General features: G+C 61.7%; 18 protein-coding genes. 8 read left to right on the top strand and 10 right to left on the bottom strand.

Annotated features, from left to right (window positions below; genetic code table 11):
• The first annotated feature begins 65 nt into the window (after nucleotides 1-65).
• Nucleotides 66-1,970 carry a patatin-like phospholipase family protein gene (locus PYH37_RS22770; protein WP_280733680.1) on the top strand — a complete coding sequence of 635 codons (1,905 nt, stop codon included), beginning with the start codon at nucleotides 66-68 and terminating at the stop codon, nucleotides 1,968-1,970.
• Nucleotides 1,971-2,313: 343 nt separating this feature from the next.
• Here the strand turns inward: PYH37_RS22770 and PYH37_RS22775 are convergent, their stop codons facing one another.
• A complete protein-coding gene (locus PYH37_RS22775) occupies nucleotides 2,314-2,880 on the bottom strand; it encodes an MSMEG_1061 family FMN-dependent PPOX-type flavoprotein (protein WP_280733681.1) in 567 nt (188 codons plus the stop codon).
• A gap of 179 nt (nucleotides 2,881-3,059) precedes the next feature.
• On the opposite strand from PYH37_RS22775, the gene PYH37_RS22780 reads away from it, so the two are divergent.
• Nucleotides 3,060-3,692: a LysE family translocator gene (locus PYH37_RS22780; RefSeq protein ID WP_280733682.1), complete on the top strand. Its 633-nt coding sequence runs from the start codon at nucleotides 3,060-3,062 to the stop codon at nucleotides 3,690-3,692.
• A 187-nt stretch (nucleotides 3,693-3,879) separates the two neighbouring features.
• On the opposite strand, the gene PYH37_RS22785 is transcribed toward PYH37_RS22780, so the two are convergent.
• Complete coding sequence (locus PYH37_RS22785) at nucleotides 3,880-4,410, bottom strand: Lrp/AsnC family transcriptional regulator (RefSeq protein ID WP_280733684.1); 531 nt, start codon at nucleotides 4,408-4,410, stop codon at nucleotides 3,880-3,882.
• A gap of 67 nt (nucleotides 4,411-4,477) precedes the next feature.
• Between PYH37_RS22785 and PYH37_RS22790 the strand changes: the two genes are divergently transcribed.
• Nucleotides 4,478-4,864 (top strand): RidA family protein, encoded by a 387-nt coding sequence (locus tag PYH37_RS22790; protein ID WP_280733685.1) that lies wholly within the window; start codon nucleotides 4,478-4,480, stop codon nucleotides 4,862-4,864.
• Nucleotides 4,865-5,006: 142 nt separating this feature from the next.
• Here the strand turns inward: PYH37_RS22790 and PYH37_RS22795 are convergent, their stop codons facing one another.
• On the bottom strand, nucleotides 5,007-6,134 hold the full coding sequence (locus tag PYH37_RS22795) for an ATP-dependent DNA helicase (protein WP_280733686.1): 1,128 nt from the start codon (nucleotides 6,132-6,134) through the stop codon (nucleotides 5,007-5,009).
• A 339-nt stretch (nucleotides 6,135-6,473) separates the two neighbouring features.
• Here PYH37_RS22795 and PYH37_RS22800 point away from each other — a divergent pair, with 339 nt between their 5' ends.
• The 4 genes from PYH37_RS22800 to PYH37_RS22815 all read left to right on the top strand — a co-directional run bounded on the left by PYH37_RS22800 (nucleotide 6,474) and on the right by PYH37_RS22815 (nucleotide 9,591).
• Entirely contained in the window at nucleotides 6,474-7,562 is a 1,089-nt protein-coding gene (locus PYH37_RS22800; RefSeq protein ID WP_280733687.1) for an AbrB family transcriptional regulator, read from the top strand.
• A 310-nt stretch (nucleotides 7,563-7,872) separates the two neighbouring features.
• Nucleotides 7,873-8,247 carry a COG4315 family predicted lipoprotein gene (locus PYH37_RS22805; protein WP_280733689.1) on the top strand — a complete coding sequence of 125 codons (375 nt, stop codon included), beginning with the start codon at nucleotides 7,873-7,875 and terminating at the stop codon, nucleotides 8,245-8,247.
• A complete protein-coding gene (locus PYH37_RS22810; protein ID WP_280733691.1) occupies nucleotides 8,231-8,785 on the top strand; it encodes an RNA polymerase sigma factor in 555 nt (184 codons plus the stop codon). The genes PYH37_RS22805 and PYH37_RS22810 overlap by 17 nt, the downstream gene beginning before the upstream one ends.
• Nucleotides 8,782-9,591: an anti-sigma factor family protein gene (locus tag PYH37_RS22815; protein ID WP_280733692.1), complete on the top strand. Its 810-nt coding sequence runs from the start codon at nucleotides 8,782-8,784 to the stop codon at nucleotides 9,589-9,591. Before PYH37_RS22810 ends, PYH37_RS22815 begins: the two co-directional genes overlap by 4 nt.
• Before the next feature lie 22 nt (nucleotides 9,592-9,613).
• Here PYH37_RS22815 and PYH37_RS22820 read toward each other — a convergent pair whose 3' ends face one another.
• The 6 genes from PYH37_RS22820 to PYH37_RS22845 all read right to left on the bottom strand — a co-directional run bounded on the left by PYH37_RS22820 (nucleotide 9,614) and on the right by PYH37_RS22845 (nucleotide 13,439).
• Nucleotides 9,614-10,003 (bottom strand): nitrile hydratase accessory protein, encoded by a 390-nt coding sequence (locus PYH37_RS22820; RefSeq protein WP_280733693.1) that lies wholly within the window; start codon nucleotides 10,001-10,003, stop codon nucleotides 9,614-9,616.
• Nucleotides 9,972-10,631, bottom strand: coding sequence for a nitrile hydratase subunit beta (nthB, locus tag PYH37_RS22825; protein ID WP_280733695.1), 660 nt, complete (start codon nucleotides 10,629-10,631; stop codon nucleotides 9,972-9,974). The genes PYH37_RS22820 and nthB overlap by 32 nt, the downstream gene beginning before the upstream one ends.
• On the bottom strand, nucleotides 10,628-11,272 hold the full coding sequence (gene nthA / locus PYH37_RS22830; protein WP_280733696.1) for a nitrile hydratase subunit alpha: 645 nt from the start codon (nucleotides 11,270-11,272) through the stop codon (nucleotides 10,628-10,630). Before nthA ends, nthB begins: the two co-directional genes overlap by 4 nt.
• Nucleotides 11,273-11,454: 182 nt before the next feature.
• The gene (locus PYH37_RS22835) at nucleotides 11,455-12,048 is read right to left on the bottom strand and encodes a LysE family translocator (protein WP_280733697.1); all 594 of its coding nucleotides are present in this window, start codon (nucleotides 12,046-12,048) and stop codon (nucleotides 11,455-11,457) included.
• Between the two features lie 660 nt (nucleotides 12,049-12,708).
• On the bottom strand, nucleotides 12,709-12,936 hold the full coding sequence (locus PYH37_RS22840; protein ID WP_280733698.1) for a hypothetical protein: 228 nt from the start codon (nucleotides 12,934-12,936) through the stop codon (nucleotides 12,709-12,711).
• A gap of 293 nt (nucleotides 12,937-13,229) precedes the next feature.
• A complete protein-coding gene (locus PYH37_RS22845; RefSeq protein WP_280733699.1) occupies nucleotides 13,230-13,439 on the bottom strand; it encodes a cold-shock protein in 210 nt (69 codons plus the stop codon).
• Between the two features lie 317 nt (nucleotides 13,440-13,756).
• On the opposite strand from PYH37_RS22845, the gene PYH37_RS22850 reads away from it, so the two are divergent.
• Nucleotides 13,757-14,602 (top strand): aldo/keto reductase, encoded by an 846-nt coding sequence (locus PYH37_RS22850; protein ID WP_280733700.1) that lies wholly within the window; start codon nucleotides 13,757-13,759, stop codon nucleotides 14,600-14,602.
• Nucleotides 14,603-14,920: 318 nt separating this feature from the next.
• Here the strand turns inward: PYH37_RS22850 and ilvN are convergent, their stop codons facing one another.
• Entirely contained in the window at nucleotides 14,921-15,493 is a 573-nt protein-coding gene (ilvN, locus tag PYH37_RS22855; protein WP_280733701.1) for an acetolactate synthase small subunit, read from the bottom strand.
• Between the last annotated feature and the right edge of the window lie 3 nt (nucleotides 15,494-15,496).

Consider the following 15,496-nt stretch of genomic DNA (forward strand, 5'->3'; position numbering starts at 1 on the left):
AATTGGGTCAGCCAGCGCTTCGGTCGAATGAACGCTCGGCATCCAGCTTGGGTCAGGAGGGGTCCATGGCAGGCGCTCCCACGAAATATTGCGATCTGGTCATGAAAGGCGGCATTACCAGCGGCATCGTCTATCCGCATGCCGCTCTGGCGATTTCGAAAGACTATCGTTTCAAGAATATCGGCGGCACGTCTGCAGGGGCGATTGCGGCCGCCGCCTGCGCTGCGTCGGCGGTAGGCGACCGGCGTAAGCATGCGAAGGCGGCAATCGCCTATCCCGAAAGCCGCGTCGGTTTCGAGGGTTTGCGGGAGGTTGCAAAGGACCTTGCCTCGCCCGGTTTCATCTACGGCCTCTTCCAGCCCGCCGCCGGCGCGAGTCGGGCTTATCGGCTGATCGTCACCCTGGCAGGCAATACGGGCACGATGCGCAAGATGCTGGCGCTTCTCTCCGCCGTGGTGCTGATCGCGCCCATCGAAATGCTCCTGCTGCTGGCCGCGCTGCTGAGCCTCGGCTACGCCGTCGGAGGCCAGACGGGCGTGGCGGCCGCCGCCCTTCCGGCGATGATCTGCGCCTATCTCGGCGGCACCATCTTCGGGTTGTTCCGCGTTGCCCACGTGATGCGACGCAATTTTCTCGGATTGTGCACCGGTATGCCGCGCAAACGCCTGTTCCGGCGGCGGAAGGCGGCCTTGACCGATTCGCTGCACGAGACGTTGCAGACGCTTTCCGGCCAAGACGCCGACCAGCCGCTGACCTTCGGGGACCTCTGGAACGCCGAGCGCTACCCGAACGAGCCCGATTCCGAGCACGCTATCACCCTGAAAATGATCACGACGGGCGTTTCCCATCAGGAACCGCGCAGTCTGCCGTTCGAAAGCGGGCTCTTCTGGTTTCGGCGCGAGGAATTCGAAGCGCTGTTCCCGAAAGCTCTCGTCGACTGGATGGTGGCGAAGGCCGGAGAGCCGGTCACCGTCGATGGCAGCGACTACTACCGCCTGCCGCACGGGCCGGACATGCCGGTTCTGGTCGCCACCCGCATGAGCCTCAGCTTTCCCCTCCTGATCAGTGCCGTGCCGCTGTACGAGCCGTCCTGGCCACAGCGACCGGCGGGCGTAGCTCCCCAACCGCCCGCCGATGAAAACGCTGCGCCGGAAGAACCCGAGCAGCAGACCGTGATCGAAAGCACCGAGGCTTTGACGACAGGCGGCAGAAGGCAAAGGGCGAGACCCACGGGCTTTCGCATTTGCTGGTTCTCCGACGGCGGCATCAGCAGCAACTTCCCGATCCACCTCTTCGACCGCGCGCTGCCGCGCTGGCCCACCTTTGCCATCAACCTCGTCTACCCCGGCACCGCCGATGCCGGTACACGGCCGGATGTCTTCCTGCCGGAGGACAACAATCAGGGCTGGCAGCGGCACTACCAGCCGATCGCGCATCCTTCCGCGCTCCGCGAACTCTCCGGCTTCCTCTTCGGCATCGTCGCAACCATGCAGAACTGGCGCGATCTCCTGCAGTCGCGTGCACCAGGCCATCGCGAACGCATCGTGCATGTATCTCTGACGCCTCAGGAAGGCGGCATGAACCTCGACATGCCGAAGGAAATGCTTGCCGCCGTATCGCGCAAAGGCATAGAGGCCGGCGAGGCCTTCGCGCGCTTCTCCTTCGAGAACCACTACTGGATCCGCTGGCGCAATCTCGCCTCCGCGCTCCAGCGGTATACGGTCGATATCGCTGAAAGCGACGCCTACCAGCCGAAGATTTCGGACTACGCAGAGGCGTATGACCTCCCCCGGGACGCAACGGCGACGCCACCATCCTACCGCTTCAGGAGCAAGGCGGAGCGCGACGAGGCGGAAAGGCTTTTCGAGAAGCTCGCCGCCGAGGGCGGGACCTGGAGCGATCAAGGGCCGGACCTGACGAAGACGGCGCCGAAACCGCTGCCGCAAATGCAGATCATGCCGATCTATTAGAGCAGATGAGACAGGCGAGTGGCCCTCATCCGGCCTGCCGGCCGCCTTCTCCCGGCAGGCGGGGCGAAGGTGACCCGCAGCAAGCGCCGGTGTTCAAAGCTCCCTCTCCCAGCCTGCGGAGAGAGGGGTGGGTAGGGCCTCAACTACAGCGCCGTGCGTTTTTTCAGACGCACAAAGGTCGCTGTAGAACTTTGAATTGCTGTATGTTTTCATCCTTAAATCGGTTCCGATTTAAGGAAAGATGCAGGAGGCAGCCCGGCGCATCAATAGAGCCCGTCGCGCGTGCCCGTGTCGACGATCGCTTGCATCTCCTCGACCGTCTCCGCCAGCTTTGCATGGGCAATCAGCATCTCCGCAAAGGATGGCAGGCGGCTGATATCGGGCCAGGCCTGCGGTTGCCACATGTTCGAGCGGACCATGCATTTCGGACAATGGGAAAGTACGTGAGAAATTTCGACGACCAGTGTTCCGGGCGCTTGCCGTTGACGATCGTCGCCTCATGCAATTCGGCATCGCGAACGATGAGCGCTTTACCGGCCATCCGAAGCGTATGGGTAACGCCCGGGATGAGGAAAATCAGTCCGACGTTGGGATTGCCAAGAACATTGCGCAAAGTATCCAGCCGGCGATTGCCGGGCCGGTCCGGAATTGCGACGGTCTTCTCGTCCAACACCTTGACGAAGCCGGCGGGATCACCCTTCGGAGAAACGTCGAGCAGGCCATCGGCGCCGACCGATGCGACGAAGACAAAAGGCGAATGGGCGATGAAATGGCGAGCCTGTTCGTCAATCGTGCGCAAGACCTTGGCAATCGACCGTTCCGACGGCGGACCCAGCACCGTCCGCAACTGCTCCTCGCTCGTGACGATGTCTCGAAAACGATGCCGGAGACCGCTCCCGTCGTGCTGCATGGTACCCGCTCCTCTCGCGTCGCCTCACTATGCCGCAACGCGTTGTGCCACCGCAATCCCGGGGAACGGCAACTTTTCCTTGTGGACGCGGCACCTGCCTCCGCTATAGTCGATCGCCGTCACAGCGACCGTTGCGCATTTGGAAAGACGCGCGGTGCTCCTCAAGAGGAACGAAAACAATGCCGTCGACCGGGTTGCTGATCACCTTTCTCATCACCACCGCCATTTTCGCCTATATTCCGGGGCCGGCCATGCTCTATGCAGCGGCCCAGACAATGGCGCGCGGCCGCTGGTCCGGCCTGATGGCCACCCTCGGTATTCATATCGGCGGCTATGCGCACGTCGCCGCTTCCGCTGCGGGACTTTCCGTCCTCTTTCACGCTGTGCCCACACTCTATCTCGCCGTCAAATTGACCGGTGCCGCCTATCTCATCTGGCTCGGCATTTCCGTGTTCCGCGCCAAGGCGCAAGGACACATCGCTCTGCCCGAAGTCCAGGCGAAATCCGGCCAGCGCGCCTTGCTCGAAAGCATCATCGTCGAGGTTTTAAATCCCAAGACTGCGATCTTCTTCGTCGCCTTCCTGCCGCAGTTCATCGACGCCTCCGCGGCGCTTCCGGTCTGGGCCCAGTTCGTGGTTCTCGGAACGATCGTCAACCTGATGTTCTCGTCGGCGGACATTCTCTGCGTCGTGCTTGCAGGCGCGCTGATATCGAAGCTGAAGCGCTCAACGCGCGCCCAACGCCTCGTTCAGCGCGCCGGCGGCGCGGCCCTCGTCGGCTTGGGCGCCCATCTCGCCTTGCAGAAGGGCTAAGGCGGCGAATTTTAACCCGACAATCGTCAATCGCTCAGTTGCGCACCTCGCGACGATGTAGCGGAAATGACGCCGGAGAGAATGCTGCCGTTGTGCTGCGTGCTACCACTGACCCTTCTCGCGTAGGCGCAATATGCCGCACCGAGCCGCGCCGCAATGCCGTCGATGAGCGAGGCACGCGAAACCGTCACTCGGGCGGCAGCGGAATGAGTGGCCAGTTCGTGGTGATACCGGCTTGCACCGGGCGTTCCAGATAGGTCGAGAGAACCACAAAGCTTCGCGTACCCCTGACGCCCGGCAGAACGTAAAGCTGCGACAGAAATTGCTCCATTGCCTGCGCGTTCGCCGTCCGCACCTTCAACACGACGCAGGTATCGCCGGCGACTGAGTGTATCTCTTCCACTTCCGGAAAGGCCTTTAGCTTCATCATGCGCTGGCTCTTCCCCCAGCCATCGGCATCAACGTGGACGAAGGCCAGAAAGGGTTTTCCGACCGACGTCGCGTCGATGCGGGCCGCCGTCCCGATCAGCGCGCCCGCGGCCTTGAGGCGCTTGACGCGCTCATGCACTGCCGGGGCGGAGAGCCCGACGGCCTGCCCGATTTCCGCGTAGGTCAAGCGTGCATCCTCGGTCAGCGCTCCTAATATCTTTCGGTCGAAAGCATCCAGCGACCGGGCAGGCCTGTCGTTTAGCTGAACATCCTCTGTTTTTGAATTCATTCGGCAAATCCCCCCTTTTTCTAATTTTCATATCATGATTTTAGAACATTACGAAAGGATGTTCACCATGAACGCTATCCCGAAAAACCCTACCGACGGAATCTATGCCGCCACGGCAGACTACGTGCATGCGATGGAAGTGACCGATCTCCGACGGCTGCTCTTCCTCAGCGGCACGATGGGGCTCGACGAGAATGGAAATGCTCCCGAGCGGCTCGAAGATCAGCTCGCTTTGATCTGGTCGAATATCCGGCGAATACTGGCCGAAGCGGATATGACCGCCGACAACATCGTTCGAGTGACGAGCTACCTTCGAGACCGAAGTTTTGCGGAGGCCAACCAGAACGCACGTCTGGAAGCGCTTGGGATAAGGCGTGTCCCGACCACTGCCCTGGTCGTCGAAACTCTGGAGGCCGATTGGCTTGTGGAGATTGAAGTCATCGCCGCCGCCTGACAAGGCCGGCAGCGTCACGGCAGCCCACTAGAGCGCCGCGCGTCTTATCAGACGCGCAAAGGACGCTGTAGCACCTTGAATTTCTGCACGTTTTTATCCTTAAGTCGGCTACGATTTAAGGAACACGCTTTAGGCGCGAAGATCACCGCACGATTGTCAGCCGCTCGGCCGCGCGGGTGATGCCGGTGTAAAGCCAGCGTTCGCGCGTGTCGCGGAAGGCCCAGCTCTCGTCGAAGAGGACGACGTTGTTCCATTGCGAGCCCTGCGCCTTGTGTACCGTCAGCGCATAGCCATAGTCGAACTCGTCGTAGCGCTTGCGGGTGGACCAGGGGATTTCGCCCTCGACATCCTCGAAGGCCGCCTTCAACAGCTTGATCTTCGCCGCACCGCGATCCATGTCGTCGTCTTCCGGACGGATCATCAGGTTGATCCCCGGCTTCACCGTTTCTTTCGACGAGCTCATCACCTGCCAGAGCGAGCCGTTCAGGAGCCCCTTGGCAGGATCGTTGCGCAGGCAGACGAGCTTGTCGCCGGACTGCGGATATTCGCTGCTAAAACCTTTCAGCTCGCGCAGACGCTGGTTGTAGCGCCGCCGCGTCCGGTTGGTGCCGACGAGCACCTGATCGGCTTCCAGAACCAGCGGCTGCGTCACCTCGTTCTTGGAAATGACCTGCGCCGTGCCGTAGTCGCCCTGCATGATTTCCTTGCCCTCGCGCACATGCATGGCGAGCTGGATGATCGGGTTGTCCCGTGCCTGGCGATGGATATCGGTCAGGAGATAGTCCGGCTCCTGATTGGTAAAATAGCCGCCACCAGAAACCGGCGGCAATTGGCCGGGGTCGCCGAGCACGAGGATCGGCGTGCCGAAGCTCATCAGGTCCTTGCCGAGCGCCTCGTCCACCATCGAGCATTCGTCGACGATGATTAGCGCCGCCTTGGCGACCGGGCTCTGGCGATTGATCGAAAACATCGGCGCGATCGAGGTCTTGCCGGTTTGCTCGTCGGAAACCTCCTCCTCGCCGCGCGGCCGATAGATCAAGGAATGGATCGTCTTGGCGTTGCTGGCTCCTTTGGAGCGCAGCACCTGCGCCGCCTTGCCGGTGAAGGCGGCAAAGAGCACCTCGCCGTCCACATGCTCGGCGAAATGCCGGGCAAGCGTCGTCTTGCCCGTTCCGGCGTAGCCGAACAGGCGGAAGAGCGGCGATCGGCCTTCCTTCAACCAGCGTGATACGGCCCTCAGGGCCTCGTCCTGTTGCGGAGCGAATTGCATGACCCGCAGTGTCAGGATTCGGGCGCGCCGCGCAAGTCCGGATTTCCTTGTTCAAGCAACACTCCCGGGATACATGGCCCAAAGCCCATTTTTGTTCCGAGCGACAGCGGTTGCGCAAAATCTTCTACCGCTCCGAGGCCATCAATCGGTCTCAAGCGCTGTGTCTTGAGGTCCATTCTCTCGGCGAAGCAGCTCGATCATTTTTTTGCACTGCACCTTGAACCGGCACGGCCAGTGCTGGTAACCAGACTGTGGCTGCATACAGTGTGCACGCGCGCCGATGCTGCCATGCCTTCCTTGCCGGAAAATGCCTCCGGAGAATGCCCCGGGAGAATGTCCTTGAAACCGGAACAGCCCGCAACGCCGACGCCGCTGGAGCATGCCGGTTTGGGGCGCCTGTCGCCGGTGTGGCAATGGTGCCTGCTCGCCGCCCTCTCCGTGGTTTTCGCCGCCGTCCTGGAAGCGGCGGGAATTCCTGCGGGCCTGCTGATGGGGCCGATGCTCGCCGGCGCGGTGATTGGCATGAACGGCGGCACCATCCGGCTGCCGCGGCAATTGGTCTTCTGCGTGCAGTTCGTCCTGGCGATGATGATCGCGGCGTCGATGAGCCCGGCCCTGCTCGTGACGTTTTCCGGAAACTGGCCGCTTTTCCTCGCCGTCATTCTCTCCGTCATCGGCGTCAGCACACTTAGCGGCTGGATCATCACCCGGATGCGTATCCTGCCCGGCACCACCGCGATCTGGGGCTCCTCGGCCGGCGCCGCCTCCACCATGCTCTTGATGGCCGATGCCTACGGCGCCGATGCGCGGCTCGTCGCCTTCATGCAATATCTGCGCGTCGTCTTCGTCGCCAGCGCCGCGACGATGATCGCTCATCTCTGGGTAAGCGGCGCAGAGGCCGAGACCCCGACCCGCTGGTTTGCGCCGATCGCCGGCCTTCCCTTCCTGGCGACGCTCGCGGTCGGCATCCTCGGTGGCTTCCTCGGCAAGGTGCTGCGCGTGCCCGCCGGCGCCTTCCTCGTACCCTTTGCCATCGGCTCGGCGCTCAATATCACCGGCGCGCTGACGATCGAACTGCCGCAATGGCTACTGGCGCTTTCCTTCGCCATGCTTGGCTGGAATATCGGCCTCGGCTTTACACGAACGATCCTGACGCATGCGCGCCGCGCGCTGGTGCCGACGGTGATCTCAATTCTCGTGCTGATGTCCTTTTCCGGGCTCCTGGCGCTGCTCCTGATCAAGGCGGCCGGCATCGATCCGCTGACAGCCTATCTCGCCACCAGCCCCGGCGGCCTCGACTCGATCGCCGTCATCGCCGCCTCCAGCAATGTCGACCTCTCCTTCGTCATGGCGCTGCAGACCGCCCGGCTGCTGATCATTACCCTGATCGGCCCGGCGCTCGCCCGTTTCGTCGCCGACCGAGTTTAAGGCCATTCCACCCTAACCCTGGAAGATCGGCGTTCCCGCGGCGCGTCCGCCCGTGAATGAACTGCGCAGCACACAAACGATCGAAGAATCCTACAGCGCCGTGCGTCTTTTCAGACGCACAAAGTTCGCTGTAGCACTTTGAATTGCTGCATGTTTTTATCCTTAAATCCGGCTGCGATTTAAGGAAACATGCAGTAAGCGAAGTCGGCGCCCTCGTTCCTGCCGCAACCAGCACGAGCGGGGCGGGGAATAAATCCTCCCCCTCCCGTGTCTCATCCGAAGACGCTGAAATCCTGAGGAGGAATGTCCCATGAGAATGCTTCCATTAGCCATTGCCGTCTCCTTTGCCGCAACGGCCACGGCGTTCGCCGCGCCGCCGGTCAAGACCGTCGAGAGCGAAAAAGGCCCCGTTCTCGCCGCCGCGAACGGCATGACGCTTTACACCTACAGGGACGACCAGAAGGGCGTTTCCAGCTGCTATGATGCCTGCGCAAAGAACTGGCCGCCCTTCATGGTCGAAGGCAATGCTACCGCCGAAGGCGCCTATTCGATCGTCGAGCGAAAGGACGGCAGCAAACAATGGGCAAAGGACGGCATGCCGCTTTATTTCTGGGTGAAGGACAAGAAGATGGGCGACATTACCGGTGACGGTGTGAAGGGCGAATGGGATGTCGCACGGCCGTAACGGTCCGGACATGAGCGCGGGGGCTGAGGCGCCCGCGCCCGATGCTTTTGAAGAAGACGTCCTGGCCCTGGTGCCGGCGCTGCGGCGCTACTCGCGCAGCCTCGTGCGCTCCGATCCCGACGGCGAGGATCTGCTGCAGGATTGCGTCGAGAAGGTGCTGGCGCGCCGCGCGCAATGGCGCGGAGTGAACCTGCGCGCCTGGGCCTTCACCATCATGATCAATCTCTATCGCAACCGCCACCGCCACAGCGCGCAGCACCCTGAAGTGGAGTTCGACGATGCACTCGGTCTCGTTGCCGAGGAAGCGGACACGGACCCGTTGGAGCGGCTGCGCCTCGAGCGAGCGCTTGCAAGGCTTTCGGCCGACAATCGCGCTGTGCTGATGCTCGTGGTGATCGAGGGCTACCGCTATCAGGACGTGGCCGAGATGATGGCGATCCCGATCGGCACGGTGATGTCGCGCCTGTCGCGGGCGCGTCGCCAGCTTGCCGAAGCGATGAAGGATGACAATGTAATCGCGTTGCGGAGACCGAAATGACGGATGAATTCAACACCGTCTCCGAAGATGAGCTCCACGCCTATGTCGATGGCCATCTGAGCCAGCCGGAACGGGGGCGCATCGAAGCCTGGCTGGAGAGGCATCCGGCCCGGGCGGAGGAGGTGCGTCAGTGGCAGGCGCAGACGGCGGCGCTGAAGCAGCACTTTGCGCCCTATGCCCGCAGCGACGAGGGCGATCGCTCGCTGATTTCGGCACGCCGGGCGACGGTCGCAGGCGCCGCGCCCTCCTCCCTCATGCTTCGCCGTATTGTCGCCGGCCTTCTGATCTTTGCTGCAGGCGCTCTTGCCGGCTTCTACGGGCCGCGCCTCGTCGCGCCGGAACCTGCCGTCGTGGCAGACGGCGCCAGCGACTCCCTGCCCCGCCAGGCGCAATCGGCCTTCCTCGTCTACGCAAGCGAGGTGCGCCACCCGGTCGAAGTCGGCGCCGACCAGCAGGCGCATCTGGCAACCTGGCTCGGCAAGCGGCTCGACTATGCATTTAAGATCCCCGATCTCTCCCGGCTCGGCTTCTCGCTCGTCGGCGGCAGGCTGGTGCCGGTCAGCGGCAAGGCCGGCGCCATGCTGATGTATCAGGACGAGAGCGGCCAGCGCCTGACCGTGCTCCTCGGCCGCAACCCGGGAAACCGCGAGACGAGCTTCCGCGTCGACAGTCGTAGCGGCATCGAGACCTTCTACTGGATCGATGAGGAACTCGGCTATGCCGTCACCGGCGAGGTGCCGCGTGACCTGCTGCAGAAGATCGCCAACGAATGCTACCGCCAATTCGAGGGGCCGACAGCCTCGTAGGCGTGTGCCACCGTCCCCTCCCTCACCGCATCGGATCGTTCTCGATGACGATCGGCTTGCCGTGGGGCGTGGCCTCCGCTGCGCGCTGCCAGCTTTGGGTGAGCGCTTCGAGCGCCGGCCCGGAGGTGATGGAAAGCTCCGTCACCAGGCGGCTGAGTGCCGCCAGCCAGCAGTCGTAATAGTCGCTGCCGTCCGCCTTGCGGCCGGGCTTGTAGAGTTCGGCCGAAAGCGCTTCGGCCCATTCGCTCCAGGAAAACACGCCCTGCTCATGGAGCCGGACCGTCATCGCGAAGGCGGCCGCCTGCCAGGGTTCGGCAAAGACGGGATCGCGTTCCGGCGATTTCGGCAGGTCGGCCGACGCGACAAGCGGCGATCTCGTCTTAGACGCGCTCAAGATAGCTCTCCCAGGCATCGATCGAGACGGTCAGTGTCGGATCCGCACTCTCGCCCCAGATCTCGCTGGCGCTAAACACCACCGTATAGAGCCATTGCGGATTCTCGCCCTCACCGTGAGCGTTATCGTCCGGAAAGACGAAGCTGCCCTGCACCGCTTCCACCACGCCCACCTTGGCGCGCGCATAGCGCGGCAGGCGCGTATGGGTTTCCGGATGGAAATTCCTGGTGCGGACGGTTTCGCCGGCGACAAAACGCGGCGGCGCGTCGACCGCCCGGTCGCAAGGCCCGCCTCTTGCAAGCGCGCCCGCCACCATATCGGCCTTGAGCACGCGCTTCGGCTCACGCCCTTTTTCGAGCATCTGGCCGCCGTCGAGCTCGGCTTGCGTCACGAAGCCGTGCCGCTTCAGAAGCTTTTCCAGCGCCCGGATCCAGATCTCATAGTAGCTTGCCGCAAGATAGGTCGCCGGCGGCAGGGTTTCGCGCGCATGCCGGCTCTCGTCGATCGTCCAGGCACCGAAGGCGCCGCAAGAGAGCGTGATACCGAGCGCCCGCTTCTCCCATTCGGCGTGGAAACAGGGCTCGTCCTTTTCCGGCGCGACCGGCCCAAGGCCGTGCTGGCCGCCGAGATCATGCGGCCCGTTCATCGTGCGCCCACCGGCGAGAGAGCAAGCCCGGTGCCGATCATCGCGTCGCGGGTAACGAGATTGGCAAGAGCGTTCTCGTCGAAACCGTCCGTGCCTTCAGGCCGCTCCGGCACGACGAGATAGCGCAGCTCCGCCGTTGAATCCCACACGCGGATCTTCTTCTCGGCCGGCAGCTCGAGCCCGAACTCGGCAAGCACGCCGCGCGGATCGATGACGGCGCGCGAGCGGTAAGCCGGCGCCTTGTACCAGACCGGCGGCAGGCCGAGCACCGCCCAGGGATAGCAGGAGCACAGCGTGCAGACGATGAGGTTATGCGTATCGGGCGTGTTGAACACCGCTCGCATGTGCTCGCCCTGCCGCCCGGTGAAGCCGAGGCTTGCGATCGCCGCGGTCGCGTCGCGCTTCAGCCAGTCGGCGAACTCCGGATCGCTCCAGGCCTTGGCAACGACGCGCGCGCCGTTCCTTGGGCCCACCTTCGTCTCGTAGGTCTCGACGATCGCGTCGATCGCCGCCGGATCGATCAGCCCCTTTTCCGTCAGCACCGTCTCCAGCGCCTTCACTCGCGCTTCCATATCGGTGAAGTGGTTGTCGTGATGGTGATGATCGTGACCTTCGCCATGGCCATGATGATGCTCTGACATTCCGTGGCTCCTCTGCCGGAAAGGCGACCATTCTTAAGCACTACTGCATGTATCCTTAAATCGTAGCCGATTTAAGGATAAAAACATGCAGCAATTCAAAGTGCTACAGCGACCTTTGTGCGTCTGAAAAGACGCACGGCGCTGTAAAGCGCTATTGCGTCTTTTCGACCATGCCGCGCCGCTTACTTGAGCATCGGCCAGAGGCTGACGACGAGCAGCACCGCCATGGTGATGTTGAACCATTTGAGCCGTGAAGGCTCTGAGAGCCACAGCCTGAGAGCCGAGCCGAAGCCCGCCCAGGTGGAGACGCTCGGCAGGTTGACGAGCGCGAAGACAAGACCGACGACAAGGACACTCAGCAGATAGCTGTCGCTGCTCGTGTAGGTGGCCATGGCCGAAACCGCCATCACCCAAGCTTTCGGGTTGACCCATTGGAATGCAGCCGCCTGCAGAAACGTCATCGGCGCAGCGCTCGCTCTGCCTTCGGCGAGCGAGCGCGAGGTGCCGATCTTCCAGGCGATCCAGACGAGATAGGCACCGCCGGCAAATTTCAGCGTCGTGTAGATGAGCGGCACGGAGTGAAGCAGCGCGCCGAGCCCGAGACCGACGGCAATGAGAAGAACGAAGAAACCGCCGCCGATGCCGAGCATGTGCGGGATGGTGCGCACGAAGCCGAAATTCACGCCGGAGGCGAAAAGCATCATATTATTCGGCCCCGGCGTGATTGAGGTCGTGAAGGCAAACAGGAACAGCGCCGAAAGCGTATCCAGTTGCATGGATTCCTCCGAAAGCCGCGCCGCCGGATGCGGAGCGCGATAAGTTTCTTTTTGTCCTATGCTACAGCGACCTTTGTGCGTCTGAAAAGACACACGGTGTGGCAGGACAGATAGGTCAACGTAGCTGACCCATATCCGATGACCAGCCAATTCTTGTCATGGTGACAAAACGAGTTTGGCAGCGGGCGCCTCGGCGGGATCTACTGCATGTTTCCTTAAATCGTAGCCGATTTAAGGATAAAAACATGCAGCAATTCAAGGCGCTACAGCGTCCTTTGCGCGTCTGATAAGACGCGCGGCGCTGTAGGTCACCGTAACAATGTGAATTGCTGCATGGTTTCCTCAAAATCGGTTCCGAACCATGCAGTAGACCCGCAGCTCCCAGAAGACGAACATGGCCAATATTCGCGAGGGCTTTCCCGAGGCGCATTCCGGACGGCGACCTGGAGAACGGCAGCAGCGTACTTGAGGTATGTCGACCAGTCATTCACGACGCAGACGCGCCGTGGCTGGATTCCTGTGACGAGCACAGGAATGAGGGTGATGGGGCGGCACCCCACTGCATGGTTTTTTAAATCGGAACCGATTGGGACAAAACCATGCCGCAAGTCAAAGTGCTACAGCGACTTTATGCGTCTGAAAAGACTCACTGCGGTGTAGTCATTTGCGCTTTCGGGCAGCCTTCTTCTTTTCCGGCGCAGCCTCGGCGTTTGCCGCCTCGGCAGCTTCCTTTTCCAGCCTCAACTGTTTGAGACGTGCGGTCTTTTTCAAGCGCGCGGCCGCCTCCTGTTCGATGATCGCGCGCGACGCCAGCGTCGCCTGGTCGGCGCGATCAGTCGGATTCTTCTTTTCAGGCTTGAACAGGCGATTGCCTCCAGTATCCCGCATGCCGAGTTCTCCTTTCCTGCAGCGCGCGCCAGTTAGGAGCGCGAAAAACCCTACTGCATGGTTCCTAAAATCGGAACTGATCTAAGGATGAATCATACAGCAATTCAAAGCGTTACGGCGACTTTTGTGCGTCTTGGAGGACGCACGGCGTTGTAACCATCGGCCGAAGCGCAAAATAAAAAAGGCCGGGCGAACCCGACCTTCCTCATCACCTCAACCTGCCAGTGCCAGTACATCCGTGGTCAAAGGCTGGGAGATGACAATCTCGTTGCATACGAGCTTGAGCATTACGCTCAGAGCGCGCGCAGGTTTTCCGCGGACGTCTTGCCCGAGCGGCGGTCCTGGGTGACCTCGTAGCTTACCTTCTGGCCGTCCTTGAGTGTGGACAGGCCGGCGCGCTCAACCGCCGAGATATGGACGAACACGTCATTCGTGCCGTCGTCCGGCTGGATAAAGCCGAAGCCCTTGGTGCTATTGAACCATTTTACCGTTCCAGAAGCCACACTGATATCCTTTCAATCGCTCATGGAAAAACAACACCGCGTTTCCACGATGTATTACAACCGATTTTGTCAGGATTTTCGTGACGATGCGCCGAAGCGCAGAAACAAATATCGTCGATCAATATCGATAAACCCCTATTTAGTCCAGGATTGTGGTTCTTACAAGGCATCATCTATTTTTCTTTTTCCCCTTGGGTATCTGACGAGGCGATCGGAGGAACTCACGCGCAGCAGAGGTCCGCCCTCTTCCGCGCAATGGACATTTTGCGAGGAAATTTTAAATCTTTGAATATCGATCAACCGCAGGACCAATCCCAATGCATGACCAGATCCCGACCATCACCTTTCCGGACGGACGCAAGATTCCCGCGCTCGGCCAGGGCACCTGGCGGATGGGCGAAAACCGGACGAAGGCGGCGGAGGAAGTCCGCAGCCTGCAGTCCGGCCTCGACCTCGGCATGACCCTGATCGATACTGCGGAAATGTACGGCAGCGGCGCTTCCGAGCGTATCGTCGGAGAAGCGATCAAGGGCCGCCGCGATGAGGCCTTCGTCGTCAGCAAAGTGCTCCCCTCCAACGCCAGCCGTTCAGGCACCATCGCCGCCTGCGAGCGCAGTCTCAAAAATCTCGGCACCGACGATCTCGATCTCTACCTCCTGCACTGGCGCGGCGGTTATCCGCTTGCCGACACCGTCGCCGCCTTCGAGGAGTTAAAAAAGGCCGGCAAGATCCGCGCCTGGGGCGTCTCGAACTTCGATGTCGATGACATGGAGGAACTGGAAACGGTGGCGGACGGCGGAAACGCCGCGACCAACCAGGTACTTTATAATCTTGCCCGCCGCGGCATCGAATATGACCTTCTGCCCTGGTGCCGCGACCGCGGCATGCCGATTATGGCCTATTCGCCTCTCGACGAGGGCCGTCTGCTCCACAATGCCGACCTGATTCACATCGCCAAGGCGCATCAGGCAACGCCTGCGCAGATAGCGCTTGCCTTCCTCAAGAGCCGGTCGGGTGTCATTTCCATTCCGAAGACCGGCTCCGCCGAGCGCGCCCGGGAAAACCGCGACGCCATGGACATCCATCTGACGGCGGAAAATTTGGCCGAACTCGACCGCCTCTTCCCGCCGCCTCGACGCAAGACTCGGCTGGAGGTTATCTAGAGCATCCCGCTTTCAAGCGGAACCGCTGGAAGCGGACAAGATGCTCTAGAATCTAGAGTGCTAGAGCGTCCTTTGTGCGTTCACTTGAACGCACGGCGCTCTAGAACGGAAACGCTGCCGTATCAGGGCGCTCATCCGCCTGCCGGCACCTTCTCCCGCACACGGGGCGCTACTGCATGTTTCCTTAAATCGGAGCCGATTTAAGGAAAAAACATGCGGCAATTCAAAGTGCTACAGCGACCTTTGTGCGTCTGAAGAGACGCACGGCGCTATAGGGTGAGAGTAAACGCCCACCTCCCCGGTCAGCTACCCACCCGTTCACATCCCCTGCGGGCCACGGTTCATCGCGGCGATGCCGGTGCGGCAGACCTCGATCAATCCGAGCGGCTTCATGATGGCGATGAACTGCTCGATCTTAGAGGGCTTGCCGGTGATCTCGAAGACGAAGTGCTCGATATTGGCGTCGATCACCGCAGCACGGAACGCATCCGCCAACCGCAATGCCTCCACCCGGTGATCGCCGGAGCCATGCACCTTGACGAGCGCCAGTTCGCGCTCGATCGGCCGGTCATGGCCGAGGCCTGCGGCGCGCACCGTAAGGTCAACGACACGATGCACCGGCACCAGCCGTTCGAGCTGGTTCTTGATCTGCTCGAGCACATGCGGCGTGCCACGCGTGACGATGGTGATGCGCGACAGATGCGCCTCATGCTCGGTCTCGGAAACCGTCAGGCTCTCGATGTTATAGCCGCGGCCGGAAAAGAGCCCGATGACGCGGGCGAGCACGCCCGGCTCGTTGTCGACGAGAACGGAGAGCGTATGCGTTTCCGCAAGCTCCGTCTCCTTGGCGATGAAATAGGCGGAGCCGGTCGGCTGAAGATGTGCGCTCATTCT

It is taken from the genome of Sinorhizobium numidicum (assembly GCF_029892045.1).
Classification (GTDB): Bacteria; Pseudomonadota; Alphaproteobacteria; order Rhizobiales; family Rhizobiaceae; genus Sinorhizobium; species Sinorhizobium numidicum.